Raw genomic sequence first — 20,664 nt, 5'->3', positions numbered from 1 at the left:
GGAAAACCGGGTGACCCGGATCCCCGCAGGTCAGCACAATGAGGCGCGCCTGCTTGTCGGCCGTACCCGCTCGCTTCGCCCTGCCCGGAAAGGCGGCCGCCCATGACCGTTGCGAACATCCTGCTGTCCGGCATCGTCGGCTCGACCGCGTACGGACTGGCTCGCGAGGGCTCCGACGTGGACCGCCTCGGCCTGTTTGCCGCGCCCACCGCCTCGCTGTTCGGCCTGCACACGCCGAAGGAGTCCCACGTCAGCACGGCACCGGACCGCACGCTGCACGAGGCCGCGAAGTGGTGCCGGCTCGCGCTGGGCGGCAACCCGACCGTCATGGAGCTGGTGTGGCTGCCGGACGAGCTGTACGAGGTGCGCACCCCGCTGGGCGACGAACTGATCGGCATCCGCGGGTCGTTGCTGTCCGCCAAGCGCGTCAGGGACGCCTACCTCGGGTACGCCACCCAGCAGTTCCGGCGACTGCAGGGCCGCGACAGCGACAGGCGCACGGCCAAGCACGCCCGGCACCTGAAGCGGCTGTGCCACCAGGGCCTGGAACTGTACGCCACCGGGCGGCTGACGGTGCGGGTGGAGAACCCCGAGGAGTACCACCGCTTCGGCGAGCGTGTCGCCGCCGACCCCTCGGCCGCGCGGTCGGTGCTCGACGCGTACGAGTCCGCCTTCGCCGAGACCCGGACCGTACTGCCGGAACGCCCCGACGAGGCACCGGCCGAGGCGTGGCTGCGCCGCGTCCGCGCGCACTTCTACGGGGACGGCCATGGGGAACGGAACCTCCTCGTCGGGTGAGAGCAACGAGGACGCTGTGTGAAAACGGTTCCCATCAAGAGTCGAGGTCGCCCGCCGATCCGGGTCGGATCAGCGACGCGAGCGCACGCGTGCGTCCCTCGGCGGCTGGATGAACTGCAGCTCCAGCGTCACCGGCGGCTCGGCGACGCCCGGCCCGCCCGCCGCCGCCCACTCGATGACCTCCTCGGTGCAGTCGTCGTCCATCGCGAACCCGACCCAGGTGGCCCGCCCACCGGCCCGCCGCCCCGCGGCCGAGGGCTGTACGACGATGACGTTGGCCTGGTCGCAGGGGCCCAGGCAGTCGGTCGTACGGACCTGGAAGCCGGACTCGGCCGCGCCAGCGCGGAGCCGCTCCAGCTGCCAGGCGTGGTCGGTGCCGGGGAGCTTGCGCGGGTCGCCGCAGCAGCAGCCCCGGCACACGACGAGCGTGCAGGGGCGCTGCTGGGCCGCACCGATCAGAGTCGTACGAGGGGCGGGGAACCGGGATCGCATGGGAGAAGCATGATCCATGCCGCCGGGGACCCGAGCCACCGGGGTCGCACCGGTCAGAACCGCGCCCCGATGCCCGCCCCGTTGCGCGGCACGAGGAACGACGGCGCCGACGGCAGCGAACCGTCGGCGGCGCGCGGGCCCGTGAGCGGCCCGGCGTCCGTGCTGAGTACCGACGAGGCGTTCCAAGTCCCGCCCAGATCCCAGGAGTTGCCCTTGGACACGGTCGCCGAGCCGAGGGCGGCGGCCTTCCCGTCCGCGACCGAGAGGTCGGAGGTGAGAGTGGCCGTGCCGCCCGGGACATCGGCGTCGAAGCCGGTGCCCGCGTTCGCGTAGGCGGAGTCGCGGGTCAGACTCAGCGCGCCCGTGTTGCCGTTGTCCGTGAAGCCGTGTGCGGCGTTCTTGAAGGCCACGCTGTTGCGGACGGTGTGGGCGACGGCCGGTGCCGGCGTGCCGCCGCCGAGCTTGAAGCCGTTGCCGTCGCCCGCGAAGTCGGGGAAGTTCCAGCGGTTGAAGCCGTTGCCGTACGCGACCGTGTTCTCGATCAGGATCGGCGAGGCGAACTTCCACGCGTCGAAGCCGTCGTCGACGTTGTTCCACAGCCGAGCGCCCCGCACGACGTTGCCGGTGCCGCTGCCCTCCTTGACGGCCAATCCGTCGGCGCTCTCGCCGTTCTTGCGTGGATCGCGGTTGAGGTAACTGTCCAGGTTCAGGATCAGGTTGTCGCTGGAGGCGCCTTGGAGCTGGAAGCCGGACTCGTAGTTGTCGTGGGTGGACAGGTGGGAGAAGACATTGCCGTTGCAGCCGTCGCAGTAGATGCCGTACGGACCGTTGACGATCTCCAGGCCGGAGATCCTCCAGTGGGAGGCCTCCTGGTGGATCGCCCCGCGCTCGGCGCGCGGGATGCTGCCGCCGACCGGTGTGTGGCTGGCGGGCAGTTGTTCGCCGTCCACGACGACCCGCTCGCCCTGGTAGGTCGTGAGCGTGATGGGCTGGGACGCGGTGCCCGACGCGGTGATGGTGATGTTGTCGGTCAGGGCGTAGGTGCCGCCGCGTACGGTGATCGTGTCGCCGGGGCCGGCCAGATCCACGGCCCTCTGGATGGTCTTCAACGGCCGGTCGAGCGTCCCTGGCGCGGCATCGTCCCCGTTCACCGCCACCACCAGGGTCTTCGTCGCGGCCGACGCCTCACCCGCCGTTCCCAAGGTCGCCACCAGAGCCGCACTCACGGCCGCCGCCGTCCAGATCGCTGCGTTGCGCATGGGGCCTCCCGCCTCCGCCTGCTGCTGTGTCGATCAGCAGTGGCCGCCCGGGGCGGGAAGGTTGCCCGGGTCGCGTGAGCGGAGGAGCCCGAGAAAAATTCGCACGGCGATGTCGAGAACGCGTGCCCGGCTCCGTCCCCGGGGTGAACGCGACCACAATGGGTCGCACGAGCACCCGGGAGAACACGATGGCCAAGTACCTGTTGCTGAAGCACTACCGCGGGGCTCCGGCCGCGGTGAACGACGTGCCCATGGACCAGTGGACGCCGGAGGAGATCTCCGCGCACGTGCGGTACATGAACGACTTCGCGGCCCGGCTGGAGAAGACCGGCGAGTTCGTCGACAGCCAGGCCCTCGCCCCCGAGGGGAAGTGGGTCCGGTACGACGGTGAGGGGCGCCCGCCCGTCACCGACGGCCCGTTCGCCGAGACCAAGGACGTCATCGCCGGCTGGATGATCATCGACGTCGACAGCTACGAGCGCGCCGTCGAGCTGGCCGGTGAGCTGTCGGCCGCCCCCGGGGCGGGCGGGAAGCCGATCCACGAGTGGCTGGAGCTGCGCCCGTTCCTGACCGAGTCGCCCACCGTCACGGAGTGCCTCATCCATGGATGAGGTCCTGCTGAGAAGCCTCACACCGGGCGTGCTCGCTGTCCTCGTCCGCCGCGGAGCCGACTTCGCGGCGGCCGAGGACGCCGTACAGGACGCCCTGGTCGAGGCGGTCCGCGTCTGGCCGGCCGACCCGCCGCGGGACGCGAAGGGCTGGCTGGTCACCGTGGCCTGGCGCAAGTTCCTCGACGCGACCCGTGCGGCCGCCGCCCGCCGCCGGCGCGAGGACCTCGTGGACGAGGAGCCCGCGCCCGGGCCCGCGTCGGCCGTCGACGACACGCTCCAGCTCTACTTCCTCTGCGCCCATCCCTCCCTGACGCCGTCGTCCGCCGTCGCGCTCACCCTGCGCGCCATCGGCGGGCTGACCACCCGGCAGATCGCCCAGGCCTACCTGGTGCCCGAGGCGACCATGGCCCAGCGCATCAGCAGGGCCAAGCGCACCGTCTCCGACGTGCGGTTCGACCAACCCGGCGACGTGGCCACCGTCCTCCGCGTCCTCTACCTGGTCTTCAACGAGGGCTACTCCGGCGATGTCGACCTCGCCGCCGAGGCCATCCGGCTCACCCGGCAACTCGCCGCCGCGATCGACCACCCTGAGGTGGCCGGGCTGCTCGCCCTCATGCTGCTCCACCACGCCCGACGCGCCGCCCGCACCGCGCCCGACGGCAGCCTGGTGCCGCTCGCCGAGCAGGACCGAAGCCGGTGGGACACCAAGGCGATCGCCGAGGGCGTGGAGATTCTGCAGGCGGCCCTCGCCCGAGACCGGCTGGGCGAGTTCCAGGCCCAGGCCGCCATCGCCGCCCTGCACGCCGACGCGCCCACCGCCGAGGAGACCGACTGGGTGCAGATCGTCGAGTGGTACGACGAACTCGCGCGCCTGACCGACAGCCCGGTCGTCCGGCTCAACCGCGCGGTCGCCGTCGGCGAGGCCGACGGACCGCGTGCCGGCCTGGCCGCGCTCGCGGAGCTGGACGACTCACTGCCCCGCCACACCGCGGTGGGGGCCTACCTCCACGAGCGCGACGGCGACCTGACGACGGCGGCGCGGCTCTACGCGGAGGCGGCCCAGCAGGCCCCCAACCTCGCCGAGAGGGACCACCTGACCCGCCAGGCCGCCCGCCTCAACGCTCATCGCCGTCGCTGACGGGTCGCGCTTCGACTCCTCGCCGTCGAACCACCCTCCCGTGCTGCTGACTTGCCCGGACGGCGTGACGTCGGTCCAGCACGGCCCTGCTTAGGGTGGGGGTGTGACCGACAGCAGTGCACGCCCCGTCGCCGTGTTCGACCTGGACAACACCCTGGCCGACACGGCCCACCGCCAGCGGTTCCTGGAGCGCAAGCCGCGCGACTGGGACGCCTTCTTCGCCGCCGCGCCCCACGATCCGCCGCTCGCGGAGGGCATCGCGCTGGTGCTGGAGAGCGCGAAGGAGTGCGAGATCGTCTACCTCACCGGGCGGCCCGAGCGCTGTCGACGCGACACACTGGAGTGGCTGAGCGCGCAGGGACTGCCCGAGGGGCGTGTCCACATGCGGCGCAACGACGACCGCAGGCCCGCCCGCCGCACCAAGCTGGAGATCCTGAAACGCCTGGCGCGGACACGGGACGTCCGGGTGCTCGTGGACGACGACGAGCTGGTCTGCGACGACGCCCAGCGGGCGGGCTTCACCGTGGTACGGGCACGGTGGACCGCCCCCTCCGCCGCGCTGGAGGAGGCGCAGGAGGGCGAGGGGCGGACCTGAGGGCGCCCGTCAGTCCGACTCGTCCAGCCGGAAGCCCACCTTCAGGCCGACCTGCCAGTGCGCGATCCGACCCTCCTCGATCTGACCGCGCACCTGCGTCACCTCGAACCAGTCCAGGTTGTGGAGAGTCTGAGAGGCGCGCGAGATGCCGTTGCGGATGGCCTGGTCGACACCGTCGGGGGAAGTGCCGACGATCTCCGTGACCCGGTAGGTGTGGTTCGTCATGCGGGTGCTCCTCTCCGTACGGCCGTGATGACCGGAACGTCACGTGTGTCACGCGTCACTCCACCGTGCCCCAAGCTGCGACGGAGCGCGAGACGTCCGACCGGTGGCCCGCCGCCCCTTGACCACCGGCATTGGTCCATACCAAAATCCGGCACACCCGTACGAGCCCCGCGCTCGTCCCCCCACGTCGGGCCCCTCGCCCTGTCCATCAGACAGAACTGGACCCCTCGTGAGACGTCGCCACCTCCTCGCCCTGGCCCCGGCCGGTCTCGTCGGCGCCTGCGGGCTCCTGTCGCCCCGGGCCGACCGCCGCACGGTGACCGTGTGGCTGATGAAGGACAGCGCCTCGCACGATTTCCTACGGCGCTTCACCGCATCCTTCGAACGCGAGCACCAGGACCTCAGACTCGACATCCGCATCCAGCAGTGGACCGGCATCGGGGAGAAGGTGCAGGCCGCCCTCGGCGCCGACCCCGGGGACGGACCCGACGTCATCGAGGTCGGCAACACCCAGGTCCCGCAGTACGTCGAGGGGGACCGGCTGCTCGATCTGACGCTGGAGGCGCTGCGCTGGGGCGGCCACGACTGGCTGCCCGGCCTCGCCGAACCCGGCAGCCAGGTGGCCCACCAGTACGGCATCCCCTGGTACGCGGCCAACCGCGTCGTCATCCACCGCAAGGACCTCTTCGCACGGGCCGGCATCAAGACCCCGCCCCGCACCCGCGCAGAGTGGCTCACCGCCACCCAGAAGCTCAACTCCGGCGGAAACCAGGGGATCTACCTCGCCGGACAGGACTGGTACACGCTCGCCGGCTTCATCTGGGACGAGGGCGGCGACCTCGCGAGCAACAGTGAGACGGACGGCTGGCGGGGGACGCTGGACACGCCGGCCGCCCTGCGCGGCATGGACTTCTACCGGCACCTGCAGGCCCTCGGCGACGGACCGGTCCGCGCCGACGAGGAACACCCGCCGCAGGCAGGGGTGTTCGCGAAGGGACGGGTGGCGCAGATCGTCGCCGTACCGGGGCTCGCGCGGGCGGTCGTCCAGCAGAACCCCGACCTGGAGGGCAAGCTCGGCTTCTTCCCGGTACCCGGCAGGAGCGCGAGTCGCCCCGGCGCCGTCTTCACGGGCGGCTCCGACCTCGTCGTACCGAACAACACCCGCGACCGGGACGGCGCCGTCGCCGTGGTCGCCGCGCTCACCGGCGCCCGGTGGGACACCGCACTGGCCCGGACCATGAACTACGTCCCCAACAGGAAGTCCCTCGCGAAGGCCGTCGCGGGCGAGGAGGGAGTCGCGGCCATGGCCGCGGGGGCGGCGCGAGGGCGGGCCACCCCGGCCACGCCCCAGTGGGGCGCCGTCGAGGCCGACAACCCGATCAAGGAGTACATGACCAAGGTACTCACGGGGGCGGACCTGGCGACCGAGGCCCGTCGGGCCTCCCGGCGCATCACGGACCTGCTGAACCGCCTGGACTGACGGCGATCCACGCCTTCCTCCAAGGCAGTCACGAGAGCGCCACCGAGGAGTGCGACCGCCTGACGCGACAGCAGAAGGCCCCGTGGGGGTGCCTTGCCACGGGGCCTTCGATCAGGGGAGCACGCGTGCTACGAGGCGAGCTCCTTGGTGATGCGGTCGAGCATGAACGCCGAGGACTCGCGGGCCCGTTCCTCCCACGCGAAGACGCAGGCCGTCGCGACGCCGTCGAAGTTCAGGGCACGCAGGGTGCCGAAGAAGGCGTCCCAGTCGACCTCGCCCTGACCGATGTCCAGGTGCTGGTGGATCCGGGCCGGGGTGCCGGGCGGGTTGAGGATGTAGCGCAGGCCGCTGGAGCCCTTGTGGTTGAAGGAGTCCGCGATGTGCACATGTTGGAGCTTGTCGCCCGCGTAGCGCATCATCGCCGCGATGTCGGCGGTCGGGTCCGCACCGGACAGGTGGAAGGAGTGCGGGGCGCAGTAGAGGTAGTTCACCCAGGGCTTGTTGATCGCGCGGACCAGGTCGACGGCGGGGGTGTTCTCCTCGCAGAAGTCGTCCGGGTGGGCCTCCAGGTTCAGCGCGATGCCCTCCCGCTCGAACAGCGGCAGCAGCTCCTCCAGCGAACGCCAGAACGCGGCCTCGCTCTCCGCGGCCCGCTCGGGACGGCCGTTGAACTCGCTGTTCATCAGCGGACATTCGAGATCGGCGGTGATCTCGATCATCCGCTTCCAGTAGCGCACGGCGGCCTGCCGCTCCGTCTCGTCCGGCGACGACCACTTGTACAGCGGAAGCACGGAGGACAGCTTCACCCCGTGTGCGCGCAGGGAGTACTTCAGCTCCGCGACGCGTTCGTCGTCCGCACGCGGGTGCAGGAAGAACGGCATGAAGTCGTCACGGGGCGACAACTCGATGTACTCGTAGCCGAGTTCGGCGACCGTACGCACCATGTCGTCGATGGACAGGGCACGGAACATGTACGGGTCGAGGGCGATCTTCACGCGGCACCTCCGTAGAACGCGGGGCGGGGCTTGAGGTCGGTGGCGACGACACGGCCCGACTCCAGGGCCTCGACCGTCGCGCTGGTGATGACGGTCGCCGCGTAACCGTCCCAGGCCGAGGGCCCGGTGGGCTCGTCGCCGGCGGCCAGGTTGGCGATCCAGTCACGGAACTCGGTGTCGAAGGCGTCCGCGAAACGGCCCACCCAGTCCGTGAGCACCTCGGTGCTGTGCTGCCCCGCGGTACGCAGTCCGACCGAAGCCGGGTCGGGCAGCCGGACGAGGCCCTCCTCGCCGACGGCTTCGCACTGGATGTCGTAGCCGTACTGGCAGTTGACGAAGACCTCCAGATCGATCCGGACTCCCTTCGCGGTCTCGAAGAGCATGATCTGCGGGTCCTTGAGGTGCTCGAACCGCTTGCCGGTGGCGCGCGGGGTGACCACCTGCGTGGAGACGATCTCGTCGTCCAGCAGCCAGCGCAGCACATCCACCTCGTGCACCGCCGTGTCCAGCGCCGCCATCGAGGAGGTGTACGACTCCGGGACGGTCGGGTTGCGGTGCGCGCAGTGCACGATCAGCGGCTCGCCGATGCGACCGGCGTCGATCAGCTGCTTCATCTGCCGGTAGCCGGCGTCGTAGCGGCGCATGAACCCGACCTGGACCAGACGGCGGCCGTGCGCCACCTCCGCCTCGACGATCCTCAGGCAGTCCTCGGCGGTCGTCGCCAGCGGCTTCTCGCAGAACACCGGCTTGCCGGCGGCTATCGCGTTCAGCACGTGCTCGGCATGGGTCGGCCCCCAGGAGGTCACGAGGACGGCGTCCACGTCGTCCGCCGCGACCACGGCCGCGCCGTCGGACAGCACCCGCGCACCGACCGGCGCCGCGGCCTCCTCGGCACGGGCCGGGTCGATGTCGGTGACCGCGGTGACCCGGGCGCCGGTGACGACGTCGGTGAGGCGCCGGATGTGCTCCTTGCCGATCCAGCCGGCGCCGATCACGCCTACACGTACAGTCATGGTCATTCCTTACGGGGGTTGAGAGGGGATCAGGAGAAGCGGGCCCGGAGTTCGGCTTCGAGGGTTTCGAGGGTGCGGCCCTTGGTCTCGGGGACGTAGAGCTTCACGAAGGTGAGCGAGAGGATCCCCGCCACCACGAACAGGAAGAAGGTGTTGGAGATCCCGATCGCCGAGACGAGCGACGGGAAGACCAGACCGATCGCGAAGTTCGTCAGCCACAGCACCACCGCCGCGATGCCCATCCCGAACCCGCGCATGCGCATCGGGAAGATCTCCGAGAGCATCAGCCAGGTCACCGGCGAGATGGCGCCCTGCTGGAAGGCGAGGAAGGTGACGGTCATCGCGAGCACCGCGAACGCCCGCCCGTCGCCGGAAGGCAGCACCAGAGAGAACACACCGATCAGCAACAGGGCGGCCGTGGTGCCGATCTGACCGGTCATCAGCATCGGTCGGCGGTTGACGCGGCCCAGCAGCCAGATGCCGACGAAGGTGGCGAGCACCGAGATGACTCCGTTGGCGATGTTGGCGGTCAGCGCGCTGTCGGAGGCGAAGCCGGCGTCGGTGAGGATCTGGGTGCCGTAGTACATGATCGTGTTGACACCGGTGATCTGCTGCACGATCGCGATGCCGAAGCCGACGAACATCAGCTTGCGCAGCCACGGCGTGGCCTTCATGTCCTGCCAGCCGCCCAGCTTCTCCTGCTCCTCCTTCACGGCGAGCGCGGACACCTCGGCCAGCTCGGCCTCGGCCCGCTGCCGCGACCGGACCTGCTTCAGCACCTCCAGCGCCTCACCGAAACGGGTCTGCGATGCCAGCCAGCGCGGACTCTCCGGCATGACCAGCATGCCGAACCAGAGCACGACGGCCGGAATGGTGGCGATGACGAGCATGTAGCGCCAGATGCCGCCCGACTCACCGCCGACCTGGGCGATGATCGCGTTGGAGGTGAAGGCGAGCAACTGCCCGCTCACGATCATCAGTTCATTACGGGTGACCAGCGCACCGCGCCGCTCGGCGGGGGAGACCTCCGCGAGATACACGGGCACCGTCACCGAGGTCCCACCGACCGCGAGACCGAGCACGAACCGGGCGACGACCATGACGGCGGTGTTCGGCGCGAGCGTGCAGCCGAGCGCACCGATGAAGAACACCACGGCGAGGGTGAGGATCGTACGACGCCGTCCACGCGCATCCGACAACCGCCCGCCGGTGATCGCGCCCAGCGCGGCGCCCAGCAGCAGCGAGCTGGTGACCATGCCCTCGGTGACCGCGGTCAGACCGAGGTCGTCGGTCATGTAAGGCAGGGCGCCGTTGATGACACCGGTGTCGTAGCCGAAGAGGAGCCCGCCGAAGGTGGCGATGACGGTGATGAGCCGCAGCCGTCGGGAGACGGCCGGAGGGGCGTGGTCGGTGACCGCGGTGGCAGGGGCCGTGGTCGTCTCGTCCCTGACGTCCATGGCTGCCTCCTAGCCGTTGATGACGGGGCTGATGACGGGGCGTCGGGTGCCGGCGAGGCCGCAGCCGGCCAGGTGTTCGCGGGTGTTGACGGCGATGGGGAGGGGCACGTCGGGCGCGCACGGGTACAGGTCCTGCTCGACGATCACGAACAACTCGGCTTCGAGGCGGGCGAGTTCGGTGATGACGTCGGCGGGCTTGGGCACACCGGCGGGCGGTGACACGCACACCCCGCGCTTGACGGCCTCGCCGAACGACAGCTTCTCGGCGGCGACTTGGGCGAGGATCTCGGGGTCCATCTGCTTGATGTGGACGTAGCCGACACGCTCGCCGAAGCGACGGATGAGGTCGAGGTTGTCGCCGCCGCCGTAGGCCACGTGTCCGGTGTCCAGGCAGAGGTTGGTGTACCGGGAGTCGGACTCGTTCAGCAGCCGCTCGATCTCCGGCTGCGTCTGGATGTGGCTGTCGGCGTGGGGGTGGATGACGAGGCGTACGTCGTACTCGTCGAGCAGCAATGTGCCCAGCCGGTCGGCGGCCTTGCCGAAGCCCGCCCACTGTTCGGCGGTGAGCTCGGGGGACTCGGTGAAGTCGCCGGTCTTCTCGTCGCGGTACATGGGCGGGATGAGGACGAGGTGGTGGGCGCCGGCGGCGGCGGTGAGGGTGGCGACCTGGCGGACGTGGGCGAGCATGTCGTCCCAGGCCTCGGGCCGGTGCAGGGCGCCGAAGGCGGTGCCGCCGGAGACCTGGAGACCGCGTGCGTCCAGCTCCGCCTTGAGGCGCTGCGGGTCGGTGGGGAGGTAGCCGTAGGGGCCCAGCTCCAGCCACCTGTAGCCGGCTTCGGCCAGCTCGTCGAGGAAGCGGGTGTACGACACCTGGTGCTCGTCCTCGGGGAACCAGACGCCCCAGGAGTCGGGGGCGGAGCCGAGGCAGAGGTTGCCGGCGGTGGTGCGGAGGGGGGTTGGCGCCGTTGCCATGACGTGTCCTTTGGGGAGTTGAGGGATCGTCAGTTGGAGGTGGGGAAGTTGAAGCCGGCGGTGACTTGCTGGGTGGGCTGGGGCCAGCGGGTGGTGACGACCTTGGGGCGGGTGTAGAAGCGGATGCCTTCGGGGCCGTGGATGGGGTGGTCGCCGATGAGGGAGTCCTTCCAGCCGCCGAAGGAGTAGTAGGACATGGGGACGGGGACGGGGACGTTGATGCCGATCATGCCGATGTGGATGTTGCGCTGGAATCGGCGGGCGGCTTCGCCGGAGGTGGTGAACAGGGCGGTGCCGTTGCCGTAGGGGTTGGCGTTGATCAGGGCGATCGCCTCGTCGAGGGTGTCGGCGCGGACGATGGCGAGGACCGGGCCGAACAGCTCTTGTTGGTAGGCGTCCATGGCGGTGGTGACGTGGTCGAGGAGGGAGGGGCCGGTGAAGAAGCCGTCGGCGTAGGTGGGGTCGTCGAGCTTGAGGCCGCGGCCGTCGACGACGACGGTGGCGCCCTGTGCCTGTGCGGTGCCGACGGCGTTTTCGACGCGTTCCTGGGCGGCCTTGGTGACCAGGGGGCCCATGTCGGTGCCGGGCTGGTTGCCGGGGCCGACCTTGATCTCGTTCGCTTTGCGTTCCAGGATCTGGACCAGGCGGTCGGCGGCGTCGCCGACGGCGACGGCGACGGAGACGGCCATGCAGCGTTCGCCGGCGGAGCCGTAGGCGCCGGCGGTGATGTGGTTGGCGGCGAACTCCAGGTCCGCGTCCGGGAGGACGACGGCGTGGTTCTTGGCGCCGCCGAGGGCCTGGACGCGTTTGCCGTGGGCGGTGGCCTGTTCGTGGACGTACTTGGCGATCGGTGTCGAGCCGACGAAGGAGACGGCCTGGATGCCGGGGTGGGTGAGGATGGCGTCGACGGCGTCCTTGCCGCCGTGCACGACGTTGAACACGCCGTCGGGCAGGCCGGCCTTCTGGTAGAGGGCGGCGACGAAGTTGGCTGCCGAGGGGTCGCGTTCGGATGGCTTGAGGATGAAGGTGTTGCCGGTGGCGATGGCGATGGGGTGCATCCACAGGGGGACCATGGCGGGGAAGTTGAAGGGGGTGATGCCGGCGACGACGCCGAGGGGCTGGCGGAAGTTGTGGACGTCGACGCCGCGGGAGACCTGGTCGGAGAAGGAGCCCTTGAGCACGTCGCCCAGCCCGCAGGCGTATTCGACGACTTCGCGGCCGCGGGTGATTTCGCCGCGGGCGTCGTCGATGGTCTTGCCGTGTTCGGCGGAGATGATCCGGCCGAGTTCTTCCTCGTGGTCGACGAGGAGTTGGCGGAAGGTGAACATGACCTGGGTGCGCTGGGTCAGTGAGGACTCGGACCAGGTTTCGAAGGCGGTGGTGGCGGCGTGCACGGCGGTGTCCACGTCGGTGGGGCCGCCGAGGACGACGCGGGCCTGTTCGGTGCCGGTGGCCGGATTGAAGACCGGCTGGGTGGCGGTGGCGGTGCCCTGGACGGGAGCGCCGTTGATCCAGTGCTGGATGGTGGTCACGGTGCGGGTTTCCTTTGCGGGTACGGGAGTTACAGGTAGTGCCGCTGGGCGCGCTTGTTCGCGGAGTACGTCTCGTGTGCGGTGCGGGTGCTCTCCAGGGCGGAGACTTCACTGACCGGGACGTCCCACCAGCCGTGGCCGGGCGGGTTGGGGCCGTAGAGGTCGGTCTCGACGTGCACGACCGTCGTCCGGGTCGCGGCCTTGGCCTTGTCCATCGCCGCCCGGAACTCCTCCACCGACGTGGCGTGCAGGACGTCCGCGCCGAGGGAGGAGGCGTTGGCGGCGAGGTCGACGGGGAGGATGTCGCCGTCGAGGAGGCCCGAATCGCCGTCGCGGTAGCGGTACTTGGTGCCGAAGCGCTGGCTGCCGAGTGACTCCGACAGCGAACCGATCGACGCGAAGCCGTGGTTCTGGACCAGCACGATGATGACCTTCAGTCCCTCGGAGACCATGGTGACGATCTCCTGGGCCATCATCAGATACGAGCCGTCGCCGACCAGCACGACGACCTCGCGGGTCGGGTCGGCCATCTTGGCACCGGCACCGGCGGCGACCTCATATCCCATGCAGGAATAGGCGTATTCGACGTGGTAAGCCTTCGGGTCTCTGGCGCGCCACAGCTGCTGCAGGTCGCCGGGCATGGAGCCGGCCGCGTTGATGACCACGTCACGGTCGTCGAGGACCTCGTTCAGGGCGCCGAGGATCTGCGTCTGGGCGGGCAGATCACCGGTGTTCCGCTCGGGAGCAAAGCACTCGTCCTCGATCTGCCGCGTCCGGGCGATCAGCTGGCGGATGTGAAGGCGGTAGGTCTCCTCGACCTCCCAGCCGTCCAGCGCTCCGGCGAGGGCCTGGATGCCGAGCCGGGCGTCGGCGACCACCGGCTCCGCCGAGTGTTTGACGGCGTCCAGGCGGGCCACGTTGAGGTTGACGAAGGTGACGTCCGGATTGCCGAAGACGGTGTGGCTGGCGGTGGTGAAATCCGAGTAGCGGGTGCCGATGCCGAGCACCACGTCCGCCTCGCGGGCGAGTTCGTTGGCGGCATACGAGCCGGTGGAGCCGATGCCGCCGACGGCGTAGGGGTGGTCCCAGGGGACGGCGCCCTTGCCGGCGTGGGTGTCGGCGACCGGGATCCCGATGGCTTCGGCGAACGCCCGCAGCACGGTCTCGGCGCCGGAGTAGACGGCCCCGCCGCCCGCCACGATCAGCGGCTTGCGGGCATTGCGCAGCAGACGGGCGGCCCGCTCGACGGCGGCCGCCTCCGGCACCGGGCGGCCCACGTGCCACACCCGCCGCCGGAAGAACGACACCGGCCAGTCGTACGCCTCGGCCTGCACGTCCTGCGGCAGCGCGAGGGTGACGGCACCTGTCTCGACCGGGTCGGTCAGCACCCGCATGGCCGCAAGGGCGGCCGGGATGAGCTGCTCGGGCCGCGAGATGCGGTCGAAGTACTTGGATACGGCGCGGAAGGCGTCGTTGACGGTGACGTCCCCGCCGCGGGTGTCCTCCAGCTGCTGCAGCACCGGGTCGGCGGCGCGGGTGGCGAACATGTCGGAGGGCAGCAGCAGGACCGGCAGCCGGTTGGTGGTGGCCAGGGCCGCGCCGGTGATCATGTTGGTGGAGCCGGGGCCGGTGGAGGCGGTGCAGGCGAAGGCGGCCAGCCGGTCGCGCATCTTCGCGAACGCCACCGACGCATGCACCATGCCCTGCTCGTTGCGGGCCAGGTAGTAGGGCAGGTCCGCCTCGTGCGTCACCGCGGCCTGCAGCAATGCCTGTCCGATGCCGGCGACGTTGCCGTGGCCGAAGATGCCCCACACGCCGGGGATGAGGCGTTGTTCCTGGCCGTCGCGTTCGCTGTACTGGTTGGCGAGGAAGCGCACCAGGGCCTGAGCGGTGGTCAGCCGGATCGTTTCCATTACTCGTTCTCCTCGGCGCCGAACGGCAGCCGGTCATCGATGTCTTGCGTGTCCCAGGTCGAACGCACCCAGCCGTGGGCGGGGTCGTCGCAGATCAGCCAGGCACGCTCTTGTCCGGGGCCGGCCATGACGTTGAGGTAGTACAGGTCGTAGCCGGGGGCGGCGATGGAGGGCCCGTGCCAGCCGTGCGGGATCAGCACCGCGTCCCCGGAACGCACCTCGGCCAGCACATCGATCGGCCGCTCGGGCGTCCCGTAGACCCGCTGATAGCCGAAACCCTGCTCGCCGCCGGAGACCTCGAAGTAGTAGATCTCCTCCAGCTCCGACTCGACGCCCGGGCGGGCCTGGTCGTGCTTGTGCGGCGGATACGACGACCAGTTCCCGCCGGGCGTGAGGACCTCGCACACCAGGAGCTGCTCGGCGTCGAAGGTGCCGGGCAGGCAGTAGTTGTTCACCTGCCGGGAACAGGCCCCGGCGCCCCGCAGCTCGACCGGCACGTCCTGGGCCCGCCCGTACCGAGCCGAGTGACCTCCCTGCTCGGTACGGGCGGAGGGCAGCGCGAATGTCCCTCCGTGCGCGCTGCTGATCAGGGCCTGCGACTCGCGTGGGAGGTAGGCGAAGTCGGTGACCGAGGCGAACACGCCTGTCCGGCCGGCGAGGTCGAAGCTTTGCCCGCCGACGGTGACGGTGCAACCGCCGGAAAGCGGCAGAACGAGGAACTCGCAGTCTTCGGTGGACAGGGCGTGTGCCTCGCCCGGCTTGAGGGTCAGGATCCTCAGGCCGGAGTATCCCCAGCCCGCCGACTCCGGCGTCACCGCCAGGTCGTAGGGGCCGTCGGCCGAACTGCCCTTGGGCAGGTGGTACTTGCTCGTCGACGTCACAGCAGGCTCACCGCCTTGTCGACCGCGCCGGCGACGTCGCCGCCCGCGGGGTAGAGCAGGGAGCGGCCCACGACCAGGCCCTGCGCGGTCGGCTGCCGCAGCGCCCTGCCCCACGAGGCGAAGGCGGCCTCGGGGTCGGTGACTTCGCCGCCCAGCAGCAGCGCCGGCAGCGTCGACGCCGCGAGGACGCGCTCCATGCCGTCCACCACCGGCAGCTTCAGCCAGGTGTAGGCGGTGCGCCGGCCGAGCCCGGAGGCGATGGTGATGGACTTGACGACGGCGTCGGTGGACAGGTCGTTGCGGATCTTCCCGTCCTGCCAGGTCGACAGGAACGGCTCGACCATCGCGATCAGCCGCCGGTCGTTGAGCTCGTCCACGGCGCGGGCGGTGTTCTCCAGCACGGACGGGGTGGCGGGATCACCCAGGGCGATGCGGGTGAGCATCTTCCCGCCGTCGAAGCCCATCGCCGCGATGGTTTCGGCGTCGTAGCCGGTGAACCGGTCGTCGATCTCGAACACCGACCCGGCGAGCCCGGCCCGGTTCATCGACCCGAACACACTCTTGCCGTCCAGGACGCCGAGCAGCAGGAGGTCTTCCAGGATGTCGGCGGTGCCCAGCACCCCGGTCACACCGGGGCGTTCCAGCGCGATGCACAGCCGGTCCAGCAGCTCGAACCGGTCGGCCATGGCATGGGGGTCGCCGCCCACGCCGTTCGCGCCCCGCGCCGGATGGTCCGCGGCGATGATCATCGCCTTGCCGTGCTCGCCCAGCAGGGAGGCGGCCTTGACCCGGCGGGCGGCAGCGGCGGCGATCGCGCCGGGGTCGCCCACCCGGGCGTTCACGATCCGGCTCACGTTCTCGGACAGCACGGCGTCACGCCTTTCGTTCGCAGGAGGCGGCGGCGAGGACCGCGGCGCGGAGCTTGGTGTCCACCTCGGCCTCGGTCGGCATCGCATCCGAGCAGGCCAGCCGCCCGGCCACGATCGCCCCGGCCGCATTGGCGAAGGAGACCGTGCGGGCGGTGTCCCAGCCGGACAGCAGCCCATGACACAGCGCGCCCCCGAACGCGTCCCCGGCACCCAGCCCGTTGACCACATCCACCGCAACCGGCGGGATCTCGGCCGTCGAACCGTCGCGGTCCATGGCCAGCACACCCCTCGGGCCCTGCTTCACCACCGCCAGCTCCACACCCGCGGCCAGCAGCGCCTTCGCAGCCGCATACGGCTCACGCTCCCCGGTCGCCACCTCGCACTCGTCGAGATTGCCGACCGCGACCGTCGTATGACGCAGTGCCTTCGCATAAAACTCGCGCGCCTGGGCGGGGTCGGCCCAGAACATCGGCCGCCAGTCCAGATCGAACACCGTCGGCCCGGCCTTCGCCCGGTGCGCCAGCGCGGCCAGCGTCGCCGACCGGCTCGGCTCCTCACTCAGCCCGGTCCCCGTCACCCACAAGACCGTCGCGTCCCGCACCGCGCCCAGATCCAGCTCATCCGGACGGATGTCCAGGTCGGGAGCCTTCGGCAGCCGGTAGAAGTACAGCGGGAAGTCGTCCGGCGGAAAGATCTCACAGAACGTCACCGGCGTCGGCGCGATCTCCGACGTACCGACGAACCGGTCGTCGACGCCGTAGCCACGCAACGCTGTGCGCACGAACTCCCCGAACGGATCCCGCCCGGTCTTGGTGACCACGGCGGCGGAGTGCCCGTACCGCGCCGCAGCCACCGCCACATTCGTCGGACTCCCGCCCAGGTACTTGCCGAACGACGTGACCTCCGCCAGCCCCACCCCCGTCTGGAGCGGATACACATCCACCCCCACACGGCCGATGGTCAGCACTTCGAACGGCATAACGCTGGTTCCCTTCGCTCCGGAGACTCCGGGGAGCTGTCTTGGATTCGGACTGTCTCGGAAGACCTTCTGTCGCGCTCTACTAGCGCGCTCTAGTCCGAGTACGATGACTCCAGTCCAAATGTCATGTCAATAGCCTGTTGCCGGAAGATTTCGAGATCACCGCTAGGGTGGGCGGCATCGGAGGGTGGGTTCACGGTGGATGCATCGGGCAAGCAGCGGCCCACGATGGCGGACGTCGCCGAGAAGGCGGGCGTCTCGCGGGCGCTTGTCTCGATCGTGTTCCGCAATCAGCCGGGCGCGAGCGAGGGGACCCGGCAGCGGGTGCTGCGGGTCGCCGACGAGATCGGCTACAAACCCGACAGCGCGGCCCGGCTGCTGGCGCGCGGCCGCAGCCGCACGCTCGGCGTGATGTTCACCGTGCAGCAGACCTTCCACACCAACCTCATCGAGGGCATCTACCCTGAGGCCGAGCGCCTCGGCTACGAGGTCCTGCTCTCCGGCGCCACCTCGGGCCGCAGCGAGGAGAAGGCCGTGGAGGCGCTGCTCAGCCACCGCTGCGAAGCGGTGATCCTGCTCGGCTCCTTCGCCGAGCCCTCCTTCCTCGAGGAGCTGGGACGCCGTACGGCCGCCGTCTCCGTCAGCCGACGTGTCGCGCACGCGCACGTGGACTTCGTGCACTCCGCCGAGGGCAAGGGCGTACGACAGGCGATGGACCACCTCGTCGAGTTGGGGCACCGCAGGATCGTGCACATCGACGGCGGCCGTGGCCCGGGCTCGGCCGAGCGGCGGCGCGCCTACCGGGCCGCGATGCGCCGGCACGGGCTGGAGGCCGAGGAGCGGGTCCTCCCGGGTGAGCACACGGAGCAGTCCGGCATCGAGACCGGTCGTCTTCTGCTGGCGGAGCGCGAGGAGGGGCGGCCGCTGCCGACGGCGGTCCTGGCCGGAAACGACCGTAGTGCGATGGGCCTGTTGATGTCCCTGACCCGGGCGGGCGTAGAGGTCCCGCGCGATCTGTCCGTGGTCGGTTACGACGACAGCCATCTCTCCCACCTCATGCCGATCGGTCTGACCACCGTGCGCCAGGACGCGGGACTCATGGCCGAGCACGCGGTGCGGTTCGCGGTGGAACGCCTGGAGGACCCCCAGCGCGAGCCGCGGGAGGCCGTGGTGGAGCCGAAGCTGGTGGTACGGGGGACCAGCGCACCGCCGCCGACGGGCTGAGCGGGCGTCAGGCGGTCCCGGAAACGCGCTGTTCCGCCGCGGTACCCTCCCCTCGAAAGACGATGCCGCACTGCCGCCGGATCTCGTCCATCACCCGCAGTGTGGTCACGGAGTCGTCCAGTGGACGGAGCGGCGACTGGAGTCGGCCTTCGGTGATGCATCGCGCCACCTCCGCCGCCTCGAAGTGCAGGGCCTCGTGGGCGACGTGCGGTTCGGTGTACGTCAGTCGGGTGCCGTTTCCCGCCAGGGTGAGGACGATGTCGCCGGGCTGGTAGAAGGGGCCCGGCAGGCTCAGTGTGGCGTGGGTGCCGGCGATCGTCGCCGCGGTGGGCGTGTCGCTGAGGAGCGTGGTGTGGACGATGGCCTGGTTGCCGTCGGCGTCCCGGAGGAGGGCGGAGGTCTGGCCGTTGACGCCCGCCGGATGCGGCTGGGCGGAGGCCAATACGTCCACCGGTGCGCCCAGGACCGAGACGGCGAAGGCGACGGGATAGGTGCCCAGGTCGAGGAGCGGGCCGCCCGCCAGGTCGGGGCGGAGGATGCGGTGCCCGGCGGTGAAGTGCTCGCCGTGGTCGGCGAGGACCGTGCGGACGTCGCCGAGGACGCCGGAGTCGAGGATCTGGCGGACGACGTCGAACCTGGGGAGGAAGAAGGTCCACAGGGCCTCCGCGCAGAACAGGCAGCGTTCCGCCGCCAGTTGGGCGATCTCCGCGGCCTGGTCGGCGTTGAGGGCGAGCGGCTTCTCCACCAGCGTGTGCTTGCCGCCTTCGAGGGCGATCCGGGCGCAGGCCAGATGGGCGGTGTGCTCGGTGGCGACGTAGACGACGTCCACGTCCGCCGCCGCGGCCAACTCCTCGTAGGAGCCATAGGAGGTGGGGATGCCGTGGCGGTCCGCGAAGTCCTTGGCGCGGGGCGCGTCGCGGGAGGCGACGGCCGTGAAGCGCTGGCGGGTGTGGCGCTGCACGGAGCGTACGAAGCGTTCGGCGATCCAGCCGGTGCCCAGCACGCCCCAGCGCAGTGCGGGGGCGTCCCTCGGGTTCGGGGTGCGCGGGGCGGGCAGGGCGGTGGGGAAGGCGGGCATGCTCAGACCTCCGGGACCTGGACGGCGACGGTCCGGCCCCCGTTCTTCATGGACGCGATGACGGCCTCGGCCACCGCGTTCGCCACCAGGCCGTCGTGCGCCGTGGCCAGGGTCGGCGGGCTCCCGGTGGCCACGGCGTCGGTCCAGGCCTGGAGTTCCAGGCGATAGGCGTCGGCGAACCGGGGGCGCCAGTCGACCGGATAGCCGAGGGAGCGGGTACGGGCCGAGTCGGTGACCAGGCGGGCGGGGTTGGTGAGCGCCAACGTGCCCTGCTCGCCGACGACTTCGCAGCGGACGTCGTAGCCGTACCCGGCGTTGAGGAACACCTCGACGGTGGTCAGCACACCGTCGGCGGTGCGCAGCAGCATCAGGTGCGGGTCCCGCAGCCCGGTCGCCGTCGACGTGGAGCGTGGGGCATGCCAACTGACCTCGGTGACCGGGGAGTTGAGCAGCCACGGCACGGTGTCGAACTCATGGATCGCCGACCCGGTGATGCTGAACTCGTCGGTCGCCCCGGGCGCGGAGGACACCCCTCGGCTGACACAGTGCAGCAGCAGCGGCGCCCCGCAGACCCCGGCGGCCAGAGCCTCCCGCAGCTCCACGTAGGCCGGGTCGAAGCGGCGCATGAAACCCAGCGAGATCAGCCGCCGGCCCGCTTCCCGCTCCTCCCGTACGACACGGACGCATGCGTCGAGAGTCGGGGCGAGAGGTTTCTCGCACAGCACCGGCTTTCCGGCCTCCACGGCCGCGATGGACAGGTCGGCATGCGTGGCGTCGTGCGAGGCGACGACCACGGCGTCCACCTCCGGGTCGGCGATCACGGCGTACGGGTCGCCGCCGGCCCGTACGCCCGGGAGGGCACCGGCCACGCCGGCCGCCCGTCCCTCGTCGACGTCGGCGACCATGGTGACCAGGGCGCCGGAGACATGGTGGTGCAGGGTCTTCACATGATCGGCGCCCATGTTGCCGGCGCCGATCACGCCGATGCGTACGGTGCTCATGCCTCGCCCGTGGCCGCGACGGGTGCGGTGAGGTCTTCCGCCTCGGGGAGCTCGTCCACGTCGACGCCGCGGACCTGGGACAACTCGTGCTTGAGCGCGGCGAGTTCGGCGCCGCCGGCCATGTGGTTGGTGAGCTCTTCGAGGCTGACCTC

At 70.6% G+C, this 20,664-nt stretch carries 21 protein-coding genes; 6 read left to right on the top strand and 15 right to left on the bottom strand.

What is annotated here, in order from left to right; genetic code table 11:
• Positions 1 to 102 precede the first annotated feature (102 nt).
• Positions 103 to 798, top strand: a complete 696-nt coding sequence (locus ACWC09_RS31620; RefSeq protein ID WP_450854332.1) for a nucleotidyltransferase domain-containing protein — start codon at positions 103 to 105, stop codon at positions 796 to 798.
• Positions 799 to 867: 69 nt separating this feature from the next.
• On the opposite strand, the gene ACWC09_RS31615 is transcribed toward ACWC09_RS31620, so the two are convergent.
• The gene (locus ACWC09_RS31615; RefSeq protein WP_450854331.1) at positions 868 to 1,290 is read right to left on the bottom strand and encodes a (2Fe-2S) ferredoxin domain-containing protein; all 423 of its coding nucleotides are present in this window, start codon (positions 1,288 to 1,290) and stop codon (positions 868 to 870) included.
• Positions 1,291 to 1,343: 53 nt separating this feature from the next.
• Positions 1,344 to 2,549 carry a right-handed parallel beta-helix repeat-containing protein gene (locus tag ACWC09_RS31610; protein WP_450854330.1) on the bottom strand — a complete coding sequence of 402 codons (1,206 nt, stop codon included), beginning with the start codon at positions 2,547 to 2,549 and terminating at the stop codon, positions 1,344 to 1,346.
• A 188-nt stretch (positions 2,550 to 2,737) separates the two neighbouring features.
• Here ACWC09_RS31610 and ACWC09_RS31605 point away from each other — a divergent pair, with 188 nt between their 5' ends.
• The 3 genes from ACWC09_RS31605 to ACWC09_RS31595 all read left to right on the top strand — a co-directional run bounded on the left by ACWC09_RS31605 (position 2,738) and on the right by ACWC09_RS31595 (position 4,893).
• Entirely contained in the window at positions 2,738 to 3,160 is a 423-nt protein-coding gene (locus ACWC09_RS31605) for a YciI family protein (protein WP_450854329.1), read from the top strand.
• Entirely contained in the window at positions 3,153 to 4,298 is a 1,146-nt protein-coding gene (locus tag ACWC09_RS31600) for an RNA polymerase sigma factor (protein WP_450854328.1), read from the top strand. Before ACWC09_RS31605 ends, ACWC09_RS31600 begins: the two co-directional genes overlap by 8 nt.
• A gap of 103 nt (positions 4,299 to 4,401) precedes the next feature.
• Positions 4,402 to 4,893: a phosphatase domain-containing protein gene (locus ACWC09_RS31595; RefSeq protein ID WP_450854327.1), complete on the top strand. Its 492-nt coding sequence runs from the start codon at positions 4,402 to 4,404 to the stop codon at positions 4,891 to 4,893.
• 9 nt (positions 4,894 to 4,902) lie between these two features.
• Here ACWC09_RS31595 and ACWC09_RS31590 read toward each other — a convergent pair whose 3' ends face one another.
• A complete protein-coding gene (locus ACWC09_RS31590) occupies positions 4,903 to 5,118 on the bottom strand; it encodes a dodecin (protein ID WP_450854326.1) in 216 nt (71 codons plus the stop codon).
• Between the two features lie 229 nt (positions 5,119 to 5,347).
• On the opposite strand from ACWC09_RS31590, the gene ACWC09_RS31585 reads away from it, so the two are divergent.
• The gene (locus ACWC09_RS31585) at positions 5,348 to 6,598 is read left to right on the top strand and encodes an extracellular solute-binding protein (protein WP_450854325.1); all 1,251 of its coding nucleotides are present in this window, start codon (positions 5,348 to 5,350) and stop codon (positions 6,596 to 6,598) included.
• Positions 6,599 to 6,726: 128 nt separating this feature from the next.
• Here the strand turns inward: ACWC09_RS31585 and ACWC09_RS31580 are convergent, their stop codons facing one another.
• Genes ACWC09_RS31580 through iolC form a run of 9 tightly spaced genes read right to left on the bottom strand, consistent with a single transcriptional unit; the run spans position 6,727 to position 17,209 of the window.
• On the bottom strand, positions 6,727 to 7,593 hold the full coding sequence (locus ACWC09_RS31580; RefSeq protein WP_450854324.1) for a sugar phosphate isomerase/epimerase family protein: 867 nt from the start codon (positions 7,591 to 7,593) through the stop codon (positions 6,727 to 6,729).
• Entirely contained in the window at positions 7,590 to 8,606 is a 1,017-nt protein-coding gene (locus tag ACWC09_RS31575; protein WP_450854323.1) for a Gfo/Idh/MocA family oxidoreductase, read from the bottom strand. Before ACWC09_RS31575 ends, ACWC09_RS31580 begins: the two co-directional genes overlap by 4 nt.
• A gap of 29 nt (positions 8,607 to 8,635) precedes the next feature.
• Complete coding sequence (locus ACWC09_RS31570; RefSeq protein WP_450854322.1) at positions 8,636 to 10,063, bottom strand: sugar porter family MFS transporter; 1,428 nt, start codon at positions 10,061 to 10,063, stop codon at positions 8,636 to 8,638.
• Positions 10,064 to 10,072: 9 nt separating this feature from the next.
• Positions 10,073 to 11,035, bottom strand: coding sequence for a TIM barrel protein (locus ACWC09_RS31565; protein WP_450854321.1), 963 nt, complete (start codon positions 11,033 to 11,035; stop codon positions 10,073 to 10,075).
• A gap of 29 nt (positions 11,036 to 11,064) precedes the next feature.
• On the bottom strand, positions 11,065 to 12,567 hold the full coding sequence (locus ACWC09_RS31560) for a CoA-acylating methylmalonate-semialdehyde dehydrogenase (RefSeq protein ID WP_450854320.1): 1,503 nt from the start codon (positions 12,565 to 12,567) through the stop codon (positions 11,065 to 11,067).
• Positions 12,568 to 12,596: 29 nt separating this feature from the next.
• On the bottom strand, positions 12,597 to 14,480 hold the full coding sequence (iolD, locus tag ACWC09_RS31555; protein WP_450854319.1) for a 3D-(3,5/4)-trihydroxycyclohexane-1,2-dione acylhydrolase (decyclizing): 1,884 nt from the start codon (positions 14,478 to 14,480) through the stop codon (positions 12,597 to 12,599).
• A complete protein-coding gene (gene iolB, locus ACWC09_RS31550) occupies positions 14,480 to 15,361 on the bottom strand; it encodes a 5-deoxy-glucuronate isomerase (RefSeq protein ID WP_450854318.1) in 882 nt (293 codons plus the stop codon). Before iolB ends, iolD begins: the two co-directional genes overlap by 1 nt.
• The gene (locus tag ACWC09_RS31545) at positions 15,358 to 16,227 is read right to left on the bottom strand and encodes a Cgl0159 family (beta/alpha)8-fold protein (RefSeq protein ID WP_450854385.1); all 870 of its coding nucleotides are present in this window, start codon (positions 16,225 to 16,227) and stop codon (positions 15,358 to 15,360) included. Before ACWC09_RS31545 ends, iolB begins: the two co-directional genes overlap by 4 nt.
• Before the next feature lie 7 nt (positions 16,228 to 16,234).
• A complete protein-coding gene (iolC, locus tag ACWC09_RS31540) occupies positions 16,235 to 17,209 on the bottom strand; it encodes a 5-dehydro-2-deoxygluconokinase (RefSeq protein WP_450854317.1) in 975 nt (324 codons plus the stop codon).
• A 228-nt stretch (positions 17,210 to 17,437) separates the two neighbouring features.
• Here iolC and ACWC09_RS31535 point away from each other — a divergent pair, with 228 nt between their 5' ends.
• Positions 17,438 to 18,433, top strand: a complete 996-nt coding sequence (locus tag ACWC09_RS31535; RefSeq protein WP_450854384.1) for a LacI family DNA-binding transcriptional regulator — start codon at positions 17,438 to 17,440, stop codon at positions 18,431 to 18,433.
• Between the two features lie 7 nt (positions 18,434 to 18,440).
• Here ACWC09_RS31535 and ACWC09_RS31530 read toward each other — a convergent pair whose 3' ends face one another.
• The 3 genes from ACWC09_RS31530 to ACWC09_RS31520 all read right to left on the bottom strand — a co-directional run.
• Positions 18,441 to 19,511, bottom strand: a complete 1,071-nt coding sequence (locus tag ACWC09_RS31530; RefSeq protein ID WP_450854316.1) for a Gfo/Idh/MocA family protein — start codon at positions 19,509 to 19,511, stop codon at positions 18,441 to 18,443.
• A gap of 2 nt (positions 19,512 to 19,513) precedes the next feature.
• Positions 19,514 to 20,512: a Gfo/Idh/MocA family oxidoreductase gene (locus tag ACWC09_RS31525; RefSeq protein WP_450854315.1), complete on the bottom strand. Its 999-nt coding sequence runs from the start codon at positions 20,510 to 20,512 to the stop codon at positions 19,514 to 19,516.
• Positions 20,509 to 20,664: ABC transporter ATP-binding protein (locus tag ACWC09_RS31520; RefSeq protein WP_450854383.1), on the bottom strand; the 156-nt coding region annotated here is incomplete at its 5' end. The genes ACWC09_RS31520 and ACWC09_RS31525, both read right to left, overlap by 4 nt.

The organism is Streptomyces sp. NPDC001617 (assembly GCF_053596855.1).
Note: the sequence above shows the minus strand (reverse complement) of the source record. Positions and strands in the feature narration are given on the sequence as shown.